This window comes from Enterobacter sp. IF2SW-B1 (assembly GCF_001743375.1).
In the GTDB taxonomy this organism is placed as follows: Bacteria; Pseudomonadota; Gammaproteobacteria; order Enterobacterales; family Enterobacteriaceae; genus Enterobacter; species Enterobacter bugandensis.
Genome location: NZ_MJAA01000006.1, coordinates 265,731 through 279,191, shown reverse-complemented (window position 1 = coordinate 279,191; position 13,461 = coordinate 265,731). Strand labels below are relative to the sequence as shown.

At 58.3% G+C, this 13,461-nt stretch carries 12 protein-coding genes; 9 read left to right on the top strand and 3 right to left on the bottom strand.

All coding sequences use genetic code 11. The features are described 5' to 3' along the window. The first annotated feature begins 7 nt into the window (after positions 1-7). Genes A6013_RS14555 through A6013_RS14545 form a run of 3 tightly spaced genes read left to right on the top strand, consistent with a single transcriptional unit; the run spans position 8 to position 3,438 of the window. Positions 8-949 (top strand): ABC transporter permease, encoded by a 942-nt coding sequence (locus tag A6013_RS14555; protein ID WP_028012068.1) that lies wholly within the window; start codon positions 8-10, stop codon positions 947-949. Between the two features lie 2 nt (positions 950-951). After that, entirely contained in the window at positions 952-1,827 is an 876-nt protein-coding gene (locus tag A6013_RS14550) for an ABC transporter permease (protein WP_028012069.1), read from the top strand. A gap of 9 nt (positions 1,828-1,836) precedes the next feature. After that, positions 1,837-3,438 carry a gamma-glutamyltransferase family protein gene (locus A6013_RS14545; RefSeq protein WP_059357368.1) on the top strand — a complete coding sequence of 534 codons (1,602 nt, stop codon included), beginning with the start codon at positions 1,837-1,839 and terminating at the stop codon, positions 3,436-3,438. A 56-nt stretch (positions 3,439-3,494) separates the two neighbouring features. Here the strand turns inward: A6013_RS14545 and A6013_RS14540 are convergent, their stop codons facing one another. Beyond that, positions 3,495-4,265, bottom strand: coding sequence for an amidohydrolase (locus A6013_RS14540; protein WP_041911141.1), 771 nt, complete (start codon positions 4,263-4,265; stop codon positions 3,495-3,497). Positions 4,266-4,373: 108 nt separating this feature from the next. After that, a complete protein-coding gene (gene fadE, locus A6013_RS14535) occupies positions 4,374-6,818 on the bottom strand; it encodes an acyl-CoA dehydrogenase FadE (protein ID WP_028012072.1) in 2,445 nt (814 codons plus the stop codon). A gap of 239 nt (positions 6,819-7,057) precedes the next feature. On the opposite strand from fadE, the gene lpcA reads away from it, so the two are divergent. Both lpcA and A6013_RS14525 read left to right on the top strand, forming a co-directional pair. Next, entirely contained in the window at positions 7,058-7,636 is a 579-nt protein-coding gene (gene lpcA / locus A6013_RS14530; protein WP_003863232.1) for a D-sedoheptulose 7-phosphate isomerase, read from the top strand. A gap of 48 nt (positions 7,637-7,684) precedes the next feature. Next, positions 7,685-8,452, top strand: coding sequence for a class II glutamine amidotransferase (locus tag A6013_RS14525; RefSeq protein WP_028012073.1), 768 nt, complete (start codon positions 7,685-7,687; stop codon positions 8,450-8,452). Here the strand turns inward: A6013_RS14525 and dpaA are convergent. Then, positions 8,423-9,163: a peptidoglycan meso-diaminopimelic acid protein amidase gene (dpaA, locus tag A6013_RS14520; RefSeq protein WP_041911140.1), complete on the bottom strand. Its 741-nt coding sequence runs from the start codon at positions 9,161-9,163 to the stop codon at positions 8,423-8,425. The genes A6013_RS14525 and dpaA overlap by 30 nt on opposite strands. A 298-nt stretch (positions 9,164-9,461) precedes the next feature. On the opposite strand from dpaA, the gene A6013_RS14515 reads away from it, so the two are divergent. The 4 genes from A6013_RS14515 to A6013_RS14500 are packed head-to-tail and all read left to right on the top strand — an operon-like array spanning position 9,462 to position 13,461. Next, the gene (locus A6013_RS14515; protein ID WP_045259786.1) at positions 9,462-10,805 is read left to right on the top strand and encodes a Na(+)-translocating NADH-quinone reductase subunit A; all 1,344 of its coding nucleotides are present in this window, start codon (positions 9,462-9,464) and stop codon (positions 10,803-10,805) included. A gap of 2 nt (positions 10,806-10,807) precedes the next feature. Continuing rightward, a complete protein-coding gene (locus tag A6013_RS14510) occupies positions 10,808-12,043 on the top strand; it encodes an NADH:ubiquinone reductase (Na(+)-transporting) subunit B (RefSeq protein WP_069733309.1) in 1,236 nt (411 codons plus the stop codon). Next, positions 12,036-12,830, top strand: a complete 795-nt coding sequence (locus tag A6013_RS14505; RefSeq protein ID WP_063942698.1) for a Na(+)-translocating NADH-quinone reductase subunit C — start codon at positions 12,036-12,038, stop codon at positions 12,828-12,830. Before A6013_RS14510 ends, A6013_RS14505 begins: the two co-directional genes overlap by 8 nt. Next, positions 12,823-13,461 carry an NADH:ubiquinone reductase (Na(+)-transporting) subunit D gene (locus A6013_RS14500; protein ID WP_028012078.1) on the top strand — a complete coding sequence of 213 codons (639 nt, stop codon included), beginning with the start codon at positions 12,823-12,825 and terminating at the stop codon, positions 13,459-13,461. Before A6013_RS14505 ends, A6013_RS14500 begins: the two co-directional genes overlap by 8 nt.

Sequence of the window (13,461 nt, the reverse complement as noted above, 5' to 3'; positions counted from 1 at the left end):
AGAACCCATGCTGGAACTGATTTGCAAACGTCTGCTGCTGGCCGTCCCGACGCTACTGCTGGTGAGCATGATGGTGTTCGGGCTGCAAAAGCTGCTGCCCGGCGACCCGCTGATTGCGATGGCCGGTGAGGAACGCGATCCGGCGGTGATCGCCCAGTTGCGCGCGGAGCTGAACCTGGATGCGCCGATCCCGGTTCAGTATTTCCACTGGCTGACGCGGGCGCTGCAGGGCGATCTGGGCGTCTCCTTGCGCACGCACGAGCCGGTGACCGAGCTTATCGCCAGCAAGCTGCCGGTTACGCTGGAGCTGTCGCTGCTGGCGATGATTATTGCGCTGGTGTTTGGCATCAGCATGGGGATCCTTGCGGCGGTGAACAAAAACAGCTGGGTCGATCACGGGGCGAACTTCGTGGCGATCTCAGGGATCTCTATTCCCCACTTCTGGCTGGGGATCCTGCTGATTCTGGTCTTCTCGGTGAACCTGCAGTGGCTGCCCGCGTCCGGCTACGTGCCGTTCAGTGAAGATCCGCTTCAGAACCTGCGCACGCTGCTGCTGCCCGCGTCCGTGCTCGGAACCGGGCTGGCGGCGACGCTGATGCGCCATACCCGCGCGTCGATGATTGCGGTGCTGAAAGCGGATTATATCCGTACCGCACGCGCCAAGGGGCTGCTGCCGAAGGCGGTCATTCTAAAGCACGCGTTTCGCAACGCGCTGGTGCCGGTGATCACCCTCACCACGCTGCTGTTCGGCGAGCTGCTGGGCGGCGCGGTGCTGACCGAGCAGGTGTTCACCATTCCGGGCTTTGGCAAGATGATCGTCGACTCGGTGTTCAACCGTGACTACGCGGTGGTGCAGGGCGTGGTGCTGATCGTGGCGATCGGCTTCCTGCTGCTCAACCTGCTGGCCGACGTGCTTTACGTCCTTATCAACCCGAAAATGCGAGGTTAACGATGGCGGAACTGACGACGCAAACCGTAGCCCCCGCGCTGCCGCGCGCGCAGAACCGGGTGCTGAAGAAATTCCTCGCCAATAAAAGCGCGGTGATTGGCGCGCTTGTGGTGGGTTTCTTTGTGCTGGTGGCGCTGCTGGCGCCGTGGATCGCCCCGTTTGACCCGGTTAAAGCCAACTTCCTCGCGGTGCGCAAAGCGCCGTCAGCGATGTACTGGTTCGGCACCGACGAGCTGGGGCGCGACATTTTGTCCCGCATTATCTGGGGAGCGCGAACCTCGCTGATGGCGGGCTGTATGTCGGTGGTTATCGCGGTGGTCATCGGCGTGCCGCTGGGGCTGGTGGCGGGCTACTTCCAGAAGATGTGGGACGGCGTCATCTCGCGCTTTATCGAGGCGCTGCTGGCCTGTCCGTTCCTGATCATGGCGATCGCGCTGGGGGCATTTTTAGGCCCGAGCCTGACCAATGCGATGATCGCCATCGGTCTTTCGGCGATGCCGATCTTCGCCCGCCTGACGCGCGGGCAGGTGATCGCCATTCGCAACGAAGAGTACATCGACGGCGCGCGGGCGATAGGCCTGCCGGATCGCTGGATCATCATTAAATACGTTCTGCCAAACGTGATGTCGCCGATCCTGGTTCAGGCCACGCTGGCCATTGCCTCGGCGATTATTGCCGAAGCCAGCCTGTCGTTTTTAGGGCTGGGGCAGCAGCCGCCCAATCCGTCCTGGGGGTCCATGCTCAATACCGCGAAAGGTTTCCTTGAGCAGGCGCCGTGGATGTCCGTTTTCCCCGGCGTGGCGATTTTCCTTGCCGTGCAGGGCTTTAATTTACTTGGCGACGGGCTGCGCGATGCGCTCGATCCGCGCCACGACTAAGGAGTCATGATGACCAAAGCGCTTGATTTTACATCCGGTTACGCTTCACGCCGCCCGCCGATGATGGGCCACAACGCCGTTGCCACTTCGCAGCCGCTGGCGGCGCAGGCGGGAATGAAAATGCTGCAGCTGGGTGGTAATGCCGTCGATGCGGCCATTGCCACCGCCATGGCGCTGACCGTTGTTGAGCCGACCGGCAACGGCATCGGCAGCGATGCCTTTGCCATCGTCTGGGACGGTGAAAAACTTCACGGCCTGAACGCGTCCGGGCGCTCGCCGGCCAGCTGGCATGCGGATCTGTTTGCCGGTAAAAGCGCAGTGCCGGAAATCGGCTGGGACGCGGTGACGGTGCCGGGTGCGGTGTCGGGCTGGGTGGCCCTGGCAGAACGCTTCGGCACGCTACCGCTGACCACGCTGGCGCAGCCTGCGATTGACTACGCGCGCAACGGCTTCCCGGTCTCGCCGCTGATTGGTCATCTCTGGCAGCGCGGCTATAACAAGCTGAAAGATCAGCCGGGCTTTAGCGCCTGCTTTGCGCCGGAAGGCCGCGCCCCGCGCGTGGGGGAGATCTTCCGTAATCCGGCGCAGGCTCATTCGCTGGAGCTGATTGCCAAAACCAACGGTGAAGCCTTTTACCGCGGCGAGCTGGCGCAGAAAATTGCCGCCTTCGCCCAGGAGCACGGCGCGCACCTGTCAGCGGAAGATCTGGCAAACCATCGCGTGGACTGGGTTGAACTGCTGTCGCGCGACTTCGCGGGCGGCTCGGTACAGGAGCTGCCGCCAAACGGGCAGGGGATCGCCACGCTGATTGCGCTCGGTATTCTGGAGCAGTGCGGCATTGAGAAACATCATCCGGACTCCGTGCAGTCTCTGCACTTATCCATTGAAGCCATGAAGCTGGCGCTGGCGGATCTCGACCGCTACGTGGCGGATGAAGAACATATGGAGTTCGCAGCAAAAGAGCTGCTGAGCGACCACTATCTGAAGTCGCGTGCGGCGCTTATCGATCGCGATAACGCCTCTGACTTTGTGTACGGTTCACCGACGCAGAGCGGCACGGTCTACATCAGCACCGCGGACGCCAGCGGGATGATGGTTTCGTTTATCCAGTCCAACTTTATGGGCTTCGGTTCAGGCATTGTGGTGCCGGATACCGGAATCAGCCTGCAAAACCGCGGCTGCGGCTTTGTGCTCGATCCCAAACACCCGAACGCGCTGGCGGGCAGCAAGCGTCCTTTCCACACCATCATTCCGGGCTTTGCGATGGACGGCAACGGCCAGCCGCTGATGTCCTTCGGCGTGATGGGCGGCCCGATGCAGGCGCAGGGGCACATGCAGATGGCGCTGCGCATTATGCTGCACGGGCAAAACCCGCAGGCGGCCATCGACGCGCCGCGCTGGCGCGTGGTGCAGGGCAGGGAAGTGATTGTTGAATCGACGTTTGATCGCAACACCATTGCCGCGCTGCGCGAGCGCGGGCATCAGATCGTGGTGGAAGATCCGCTCCAGGATTACAACTTCGGCGGTGCGCAGGTGATCTATCGTATGCCGGAAGGGCACTACGTGGCCGCGACGGAGAGCCGCAAGGACGGGCAGGCGTTAGTGAGTTAAAAGAAGCGAGCAACATTGGTAGGCCGGGTAAGGCGTAGCCGCCACCCGGCATTTTTTCACCCAATGCTAAACGGATCCGCATCCTGCCACGCCGGGAACTTCTCCCGATACTCCTTCAGCGCCGTCAACGACAGCTCCGCATCAATGCGCGTCGCCTGATGCGGTTCGGCGGTGGCAATAATCTCGCCCTGCGGATTCACCACCCTGCTGTCGCCGCGATAGTGGTGGCCGTTGCCGTCCGTCCCCACGCGGTTACAGCCCACCACGTACGCCTGGTTCTCAATCGCGCGAGCCACCAGCAGCGCCTGCCAGTGCAGCGAGCGCGGCGCGGGCCAGTTGGCGACGTACAGCGCCAGGTCGTAATCGTTGCGGTTGCGCGACCACACCGGGAAGCGCAGGTCGTAGCAGACCAGCGGCAGAATACGCCAGCCGCGCCACTCGAACACCACGCGTTCGTTACCGGCTTCATAATGATGATGTTCATCGGCCATGCGGAACAGGTGGCGTTTATCGTAAAAATGCACCTTTCCTTCCGGCTCAACCAGCAGGAAGCGGTTCACCGGGCCGCGTTCCGTCTGCAGTGCGGCGCTCCCGGCGATCAGCGCGTTGGTTTGCTGCGCTTTGGCATGCATCCAGGCGACCACCTCTTCCTGGGGCATCGACTGTTTCGCCGCTTCCATCGCGAAGCCGGTGGTAAACATCTCCGGCAGGACAATCACATCTCGCCCGGTAATCTCTTCCAGTTGACGATCAAAGTGGCGCAGGTTGGCAGGGCCATCCATCCACACTAAAGGCTGCTGCAAAATCGAAATCTTCAAACCAGGCACGATACAGACTCCTCAAACGACCCCTTTTTGACACTGTAGCACGTCATTACGAGAAAATGTGGCAATAAAAAACCCCGCACCGGGCGGGGTTTGTCAGAGCGAAGCGGGTTATGCCGCTTCAGGTTTGCGGTGCTTCTCCGGCAGCTTTACCGGCTGCGTCGCCAGCTCTTCCGGTTCGAAATCATCCACGTTAATACTGCGCAGACGGCTCTCTTCAGCTTTCACCAGCAGCGCAGCTTCGTCGTTATTGATAATGCCACCGGCCAGCGCCTGTTTCGCCAGTTCGTCCAGACGAGTAAACGGTAGGTTTTTACCCAGCTGTTTGCAGATTTTCTGGTGAATCGGGTCGGCGGCCATCACGTCCAGCAGCGCCTCTTCCAGCAGGCCCACCGGGTTATGCGGCGTTGGCGCCAGATACTGACCGCGGCCAATGCGGGAGCGGGTGGCGCTCGGAACCTGCAGGATCTTCGCCACTTTGTGGTCCAGCTTGTCGGACGGCGCCAGATGATGACGACCGGTCGGGAAGATCACCACGCGAAGAGCGCCAGCCACAAAGCGGTTCGGGAAGTTCGCCAGCAGGTCGTCAATCGCCTGTTCCGCCTGATACATCGCATCCTGCACGCCCCAGTGCACCAGCGGCAGATCCGCTTCCTGACGGCCTTCGTCGTCGTAGCGTTTCAGCACCGCAGAGGCCAGGAAGATCTGGCTCAGCACGTCGCCCAGACGGGCGGAGATACGCTCGCGACGCTTCAGGCTACCGCCCAGCACCGCCATGGAAACGTCGGACAGCAGAGCCAGGTTGGCGCTCAGACGGTTCAGATGCTGGTAGTAACGTTTGGTCGCATCGCCGGTTGGCGTCGCACTGGTCAGGCCACGCGTCAGGCCCAGCCAGAAGCTCCGCACCTTGTTGCTGCCCACGTGACCGATATGTTTGAACAGCAGCTTGTCGAAGGCGTCCACGTCGTTATTCTGCGCAGCGGCCATCTCTTCCAGCACGTACGGATGGCAGCGAATCGCACCCTGGCCGAAGATCATCATGCTGCGGGTCAGGATGTTGGCCCCTTCCACGGTGATGGCAATCGGTGCGCCCTGATAGCCGCGCGCCAGGAAGTTGCCTTCGCCGAGCATAATGCCTTTACCGCCTGCGATATCCATCGCGTCAATAATCGACTGCTGCGCGCGATGGGTACAGTGGTACTTCACAATCGCGGACAGCACGGCCGGTTTTTCGCCCAGCATGATGCCGTAGGTAATCAGGGATGCAGCGGCGTCCATCACGTAGGCGTTGCCCGCGATGCGCGCCAGCGGCTCTTCGATACCTTCCATCTTGCCGATGGAGATTTTGAACTGACGGCGAATGTGGGCATAAGCGCCAATTCCCATCGCGACGGACTTCAGGCCGCCGGTTGAGTTCGACGGCAGGGTAATACCGCGACCCACCGACAGACATTCCACCAGCATGCGCCAGCCCTGACCGGCCATTTTCGGGCCGCCGATGATGTAGTCAATCGGCACGAAGATATCCTGGCCGCGGGTCGGGCCGTTCTGGAACGGCACGTTCAGCGGGAAGTGACGACGGCCAATTTCAACGCCCGGCGTCGAGGTTGGGATCAGCGCACAGGTAATGCCCAGATCCTCTTCACCGCCCAGCAGTTTTTCCGGGTCGGAGAGCTTAAAGGCCAGGCCGAGCACGGTGGCGATAGGTGCCAGGGTGATATAGCGTTTGTTCCAGGTCAGGCGCATGCCCAGCACCTGCTGGCCCTGCCACTCGCCCATACAGACCACGCCAGTATCCGGGATTGCGCCTGCATCGGAGCCTGCTTCCGGGCTGGTCAGCGCGAAGCACGGGATTTCCTGACCGCGCGCCAGTCGCGGCAGATAGTGATCTTTCTGCTCTTCCGTACCGTAATGCTGCAGCAGTTCGCCCGGGCCTAAGGAGTTCGGTACGCCGACGGTAATCGCCAGGATCCCGGAGACGCCCGCCAGCTTTTGCAGCACGCGAGCCTGCGCGTAAGCGGAGAACTCAAGACCGCCGTACTCTTTCTTAATGATCATCGCGAAGAAGCGATGCTCTTTCAGGTACGCCCACAGCTCCGGCGGCAGGTCGGCCATTTCGTGGGTGATAGCAAAGTCGTTCGCCATGCGGCACGCTTCTTCCACCGGGCCGTCAATAAAGGCCTGTTCTTCGGCGGTCAGGCGCGGCTGCGGATAGTTGTGCAGCTTTTTCCAGTCCGGGTTACCCTGGAACAGGTCGCCTTCCCACCAGGTGGTGCCCGCATCAATCGCTTCTTTCTCGGTGCGCGACATCGGCGGCATCACTTTGCGGAAGCCTTTAAATACCGGCGCGGAGATCATCGACTTACGCATCGGGGCCAGGTTAAACGGCAGCAGAATGATGGCAAGAGGGACCAAAATCCAGATATTCCAGAGACCTGCGACGCCAAGCGCAGCCGTCCAGGCCAGAAGAATCAGGCTGCTCAGGAATAAACTGACGCGGTGATAGAACAACACACCGAGCAGTACAACGGTTGCGAGAATGCTCAAAATCATCATAAAGAAAAGCTCCCTTGCTTGTAGGAGGTCTGACCACTTGTGATGATATGGTTGTAGTTGATGTGAATTCCTTTAGCAATGTGTTTACAAAATAATTACAACCTGGTTCACATTGTTCGCGTTTTCGCCGGCACAAAAAATCAAAACGCCGGACGATTCGCATGGCTTTAGCTTCTCGCTTTTCCCGCTATCCGGTACACTCCACTGTGTTATTTCATCAATACTGAAGGATTATCCTCATGTACCAGGATCTTATTCGTAACGAACTGAACGAAGCGGCGGAAACGCTGGCGAACTTTCTGAAAGATGATGCCAATATTCACGCTATTCAGCGCGCGGCGGTCCTGCTGGCCGACAGTTTTAAGGCCGGTGGCAAAGTGCTCTCCTGCGGTAACGGCGGTTCCCACTGTGATGCCATGCACTTCGCCGAAGAGCTGACTGGACGCTATCGCGAAAACCGTCCGGGCTACCCGGCGATTGCGATTTCCGACGTGAGCCACATCTCCTGCGTAGGCAACGACTTCGGTTACGACCACATCTTTTCCCGCTACGTTGAGGCAGTAGGCCGTGAAGGTGACGTGCTGCTGGGTATCTCTACCTCCGGTAACTCCGCGAACGTGATCAAAGCGATCGCCGCCGCGCGTGAAAAAGGCATGAAGGTCATCACCCTGACCGGGAAAGATGGCGGTAAGATGGACGGTACGGCGGATATCGAAATTCGCGTTCCGCACTTCGGCTATGCAGATCGCGTTCAGGAAATTCACATCAAAGTGATCCACATCCTGATCCAGCTGATCGAAAAAGAGATGGTTAAGTAAGACTTCGCTGGGGGGCGCCGGTGCCCCCCGCTGTTGTGGAGGTGATGTATGTGCGAACTGCTCGGGATGAGCGCCAATGTGCCAACCGATATCTGCTTTAGCTTCACCGGGCTGGTTCAGCGCGGTGGGGGAACCGGGCCGCATAAAGACGGCTGGGGCATCACCTTCTACGAAGGCAAAGGGTGTCGCACGTTCAAAGATCCACAGCCCAGCTTTAACTCACCGATTGCCAAACTGGTGCAGGACTATCCCATTAAATCCTGTTCGGTGATCGCGCATATTCGCCAGGCAAACCGCGGCGAAGTTGCGCTGGAAAATACCCATCCCTTTACCCGCGAGCTGTGGGGCCGTAACTGGACTTACGCGCACAACGGGCAGCTTACGGGCTATAAATCTCTGGAAACGGGCAACTTCCGTCCGGTGGGCGAAACGGACAGCGAGAAGGCCTTCTGCTGGCTGCTGCATAAGCTGACAGAACGTTATCCGCGCACGCCCGGCAATATGGCCGCCGTATTCAAATACATCGCGACGCTGGCAGCCGAATTGCGTGAAAAAGGCGTGTTTAACATGCTGTTGTCTGACGGGCGCTACGTGATGGCGTTCTGCTCGACGAATCTCTTCTGGATCACGCGCCGTGCGCCGTTTGGCGTTGCTACGCTGCTCGATCAGGATGTGGAGATAGACTTTCAGAAGGAGACCACACCGAACGATGTGGTCACCGTTATTGCAACGCAGCCGCTGACGGGCAACGAAACCTGGCAAAAGATTATGCCAGGCGAGTGGGTGCTATTTTGTCTCGGGGACCGTGTAATTTGACGCCAACTGTGGGTGGACGACTTCGTGGCTCAGCGGTTTGCTGACCACGTAACGGCCATCGACGATAGAGACTACCGGCGGCTTGTGGGTCTGCTCAAAGTAGTCATAACCCGGCTTCAGCTGTTTCCAGAAATCGGCGTAGTAAGAGTACTTATGGCGCGCCATATTGGCATCGGTCATGCGGAACGGATAGATGCTGACCTGAACGTTAGGCTGCCCAAAGACCAGTGCGCCGGTTACGAACTGGAAAATCTCATCAATGCCGGAGTCGGTCATCGCGTAGCAGCCGACAGACACGCAGGCACCGTGGATCATCAGGTATTTCCCTTCATAACCGTGAGCACGGTCATAGGCGTTCGGGAAACCGATGTTGATGGCTTTATAGAAGCGGCTATCCGGCTTTAGCTGGTTACGCTGAACGTTGTAAAAACCTTCCGGGCTTTTGAAATCGCCCTGACGCTGTTTCGGGCCCAGCCCGCCGGAATAGTTACAAATTTTGTAGCTATCAAGCAGCTGATATGTTTCGCCCATTTTTACAAACAGATCGAGCGTGCGCTCTTCCTTGAAGATTTGAATATAAACCGGGGATCCCATTAACTGCTGTTTATATTCTTTGCTGATCGGCGTGGTGGAGCTGTTGCTGCTGAGCAGCCCGGCAAACGACATGCACGGAATCAGAAGCATCGCAATGAACAATGCGATTTTACGCATACTACAAATTCCTTGATAAAACCTGGACTAACTTGCCAGGACGGCAAAAGAGACCCGAAATCAGATTATTCTGTTAGGTGCGCTCACATTAGCACCGCTATAGATTTTCGCAAGAGCCGGGCGGTGAGTTTACAAATTAGTTTTACTTTATAAACCATCAAAAACGCGCTGGCTCCAGGAACTTTGCGTAATAGCTCGCATTTTGGCGCGCCCGACCGTGGATCCCCTGCCCGAGAGAAGGGGAAAATGTTACACTTTGCGCCCACTGGATTGTTGTTTATGGAAACCTGCTAACCACATGTTTAAAATAAAAAAAGGACTTAATTTGCCGATTGCAGGCGTGCCTGAGCAGCACGTCTCGTGTGGCGCAAGCGTCCGTCATGTCGCAATTTTAGGTGACGATTATCTGGGAATGCGTCCTTCAATGCTGGTGCAGGAGGGCGATCGCGTGATCAAAGGGCAGGCGCTCTTTGAAGACAAAAAAAATCCCGGCGTCATGTTCACGGCCCCCGCCAGCGGCACAGTGGTAGCGATCAACCGCGGCGAGCGTCGCGTGCTGCAGTCGGTGGTAATCCGCATTGAAGGCGATGAACAGCGTGAGTTTGCTCGTTATGATGCGGCAGACCTCGCGACGCTTAGCCGCGAAGATGTGCAGGCTCAGCTGCTCGCGTCCGGCCTGTGGACGGCGCTGCGTACGCGTCCTTTCAGCAAATCACCCGTTCCTGATACCGCCCCGGCTGCCATTTTCGTGACGGCCATCGACACCAACCCGCTCAGCGCAGACCCGCAGCCCATTATCCTGGCGCAGCGTAAAGCCTTTGATGCCGGGCTGACCGTTCTGACTCGCCTGACGCCCGGAAAAGTGCACGTTTGCCAGGCCAGCGGCGGCAAGCTTGGCGGCCATCCGCAGGGGCAGGTTACGTTTAATGAATTTTCCGGCCCGCATCCGGCGGGTCTGGTCGGGACCCATATCCACTTCCTTGAGCCGGTGAGCCTTAAAAAACAGGTCTGGCACCTTAATTATCAGGATGTCATTGCCATCGGTAAGCTCTTTACGACGGGTGAACTCTGCGCTGAACGGATTATCGCTATCGGCGGGCCGCAGGCCGCAAACCCGCGTCTGGTTAAGACGCTTCTGGGAGCAGACATTAATGAACTGCTGGCAGGGGAAACGAAAGAGGGTGAAAACCGCCTCATTTCCGGTTCGGTACTTAGCGGCCGCCGCGCTGTCAATGCGCACGCGTACCTGGGACGTTTCCATCTTCAGGTGAGCGTCGTTCTGGAAGGGCGTGAGAAAGAGCTGTTCGGCTGGGTTCTGCCTGGCGCAGAAAAATACTCCGTCACCCGCACCACGCTTGGCCACTTTCTGCGTCATAAGCTCTTTAACTTCTCTACCAGCACGAACGGCGGCGAGCGCGCAATGGTTCCGATTGGCAACTACGAACGTGTAATGCCACTGGATATTCTGCCTACCGTGCTGCTGCGCGATCTTCTGGCAGGCGATACCGACGGCGCGCAGGCGCTCGGTTGTCTGGAACTGGATGAAGAAGATCTGGCGCTCTGTACCTATGTGTGTCCGGGTAAATACGAATATGGACCCGTATTGCGCGAGGTGTTAACCCGCATTGAGCAGGAAGGATAACCATGGGATTAAAACACCTCTTTGAAAAAATTGAGCCGCACTTTACCGAAGGGAAGCTCAAAAAGTACTACCCGCTGTATGAAGCGACGACGACTATTTTCTACACTCCGGGTCTGGTGACGAAAGGGGCAGCGCACGTTCGCGATGCCATCGACCTGAAACGCATGATGATCCTGGTGTGGTTTGCGGTTTTCCCGGCCATGTTCTGGGGCATGTACAACGTTGGTCTGCAAACCATTCCGGCGCTGCATCATATGTACGACGCCCAGCAGCAGGCGCAGGTGATCCAGTCTGACTGGCACTATCGTCTGGCGCAGTCGCTGGGCGTGAGCTTTGCGGCTGATGCAGGCTGGGTCAGCATGATGACGCTGGGGGCCGTCTTCTTCCTGCCGATCTACATGACCGTCTTTATCGTGGGCGGCTTCTGGGAAGTGCTGTTCGCCATCATCCGCAAACACGAGATCAACGAGGGTTTCTTCGTGACCTCCATTCTGTTTGCGCTGATTGTTCCGCCTACTCTGCCGCTCTGGCAGGCGGCGATGGGGATCAGCTTTGGCGTGGTGATTGCCAAAGAGATTTTCGGCGGCACCGGTCGTAACTTCCTCAACCCGGCGCTGGCGGGGCGTGCGTTCCTGTTCTTTGCTTACCCGGCGCAGATTTCGGGCGACCTGGTATGGACGGCTGCGGATGGTTTCTCCGGCGCGACGCCACTTTCACAGTGGGCGGCAGGCGGCGGTGAAACGCTGGTCAACAATGCTACCGGCCAGCCCGTAACCTGGTTCGACGCGTTTCTTGGCAACATTCCGGGCTCCATTGGCGAAGTATCTACCCTGATGATTTTGATCGGCGGGGCCATCATCCTCTTTGGCCGCGTGGCGTCCTGGCGCATCGTCGCGGGCGTTATGCTCGGCATGGTGCTTACCGCCACGCTGTTCAACCTCATTGGTTCAGACACGAACCCGATGTTCTCCATGCCGTGGTACTGGCACCTGGTGCTGGGAGGCTTTGCGTTTGGCATGATGTTCATGGCCACCGATCCCGTCTCGGCCTCCTTTACCGACAGGGGGAAATGGTGTTACGGCGCGCTCATTGGCGTGATGTGTGTACTGATTCGCGTGGTCAACCCGGCCTATCCGGAAGGGATGATGTTGGCCATTCTGTTTGCCAACCTGTTTGCGCCGCTGTTCGACTACCTGGTCGTGCGCGCCAACATTAAGCGGAGGAAGGCGCGTGGCTGAGGTTAAAAATAACGACAGCATCAGCAAAACGCTGCTGGTGGTTTTGGTACTGTGTCTGGTCTGTTCCATCGTGGTTGCCGGTTCCGCCGTAGGGTTAAAGCCGCTGCAGCAGGAACAGCGCGCGCTGGATAAACAGCGCAACATCCTGGCCGTGGCCGGGCTGATGCAGGAAGGCATGACGAAGGACGACGTCGCCGACGTGTTTGCTGAACGCATTACCGCACGGCTGGTGGATTTAAAAACCGGCGAGCTGATGGATAAAGACCCGGCGAAATATAACCAGGCGCTGGCATTAAAGGATCCGCAGATGAGCACCGTGCTTGACGCCTCGCAGGATCCGGCTGGCATTAAGCGCCGCAGCAATGTCGCGGAGATTTACCTCGTTCGTGACGAGCAGAAGCGCATACAGGAAATCGTGTTGCCCATCTACGGCAACGGCTTATGGTCAATGATGTATGCGTTTGTGGCACTGGATACCGATGGCCGCACGGTCAAAGGTATTACTTATTACGATCAGGGCGAAACGCCGGGGCTGGGTGGCGAAGTGGAAAACCCTAACTGGCGTGCGCAGTTTATCGGTAAAAAAGTGCTCAATGATAACGGTCAGCCTGCGCTGAAGGTGGTGAAAGGAGGCGCGCGTCCTGGGGATGAATTCGCCGTTGACGGTCTTTCCGGCGCCACACTCACCTCTAACGGGGTGCAGCACAGTTTTGATTTCTGGATGGGTGAACTGGGCTTTGGTCCCTTCCTGAAGAACGTACGTGAAGGAGCGCTGAACAATGGCTGATACGGGTGAACTGAAAGAAGTTAAAAAGGTGCTGATTGGCCCACTTTTAGCCAATAACCCGATAACCCTGCAGGTGCTGGGTGTGTGCTCGGCTCTGGCGGTAACGACCAAGCTGGAAACGGCGGTGGTGATGACGCTGGCGGTAACGCTGGTGACGGCGTTTTCCAGCATGTTTATCTCGATGATCCGCCACCACATCCCCAACAGCGTGAGGATCATCGTGCAGATGGCGATCATCGCCTCGCTGGTGATCGTGGTCGATCAACTGCTGCGCGCTTTCGCCTACGAAACCTCGAAGCAGCTTTCGGTGTTTGTCGGCCTGATTATCACCAACTGCATCGTGATGGGGCGCGCTGAAGCCTACGCCATGAAAATGCCGCCGCTGGCGAGCTTTATGGACGGTATCGGCAACGGCCTGGGCTACGGCGTGATCCTGCTGACGGTCGGTTTCCTGCGCGAGCTGATTGGCAGCGGCAAGCTGTTTGGCGTTCAGGTGCTGGATACGGTACAGAACGGCGGCTGGTATCTGCCGAACGGCCTGTTCCTGCTGGCCCCAAGCGCGTTTTTCATTATCGGTTTGCTGATCTGGCTGATTCGTACGTTGAAGCCTGAACAGCAGGAAAAGGAGTAA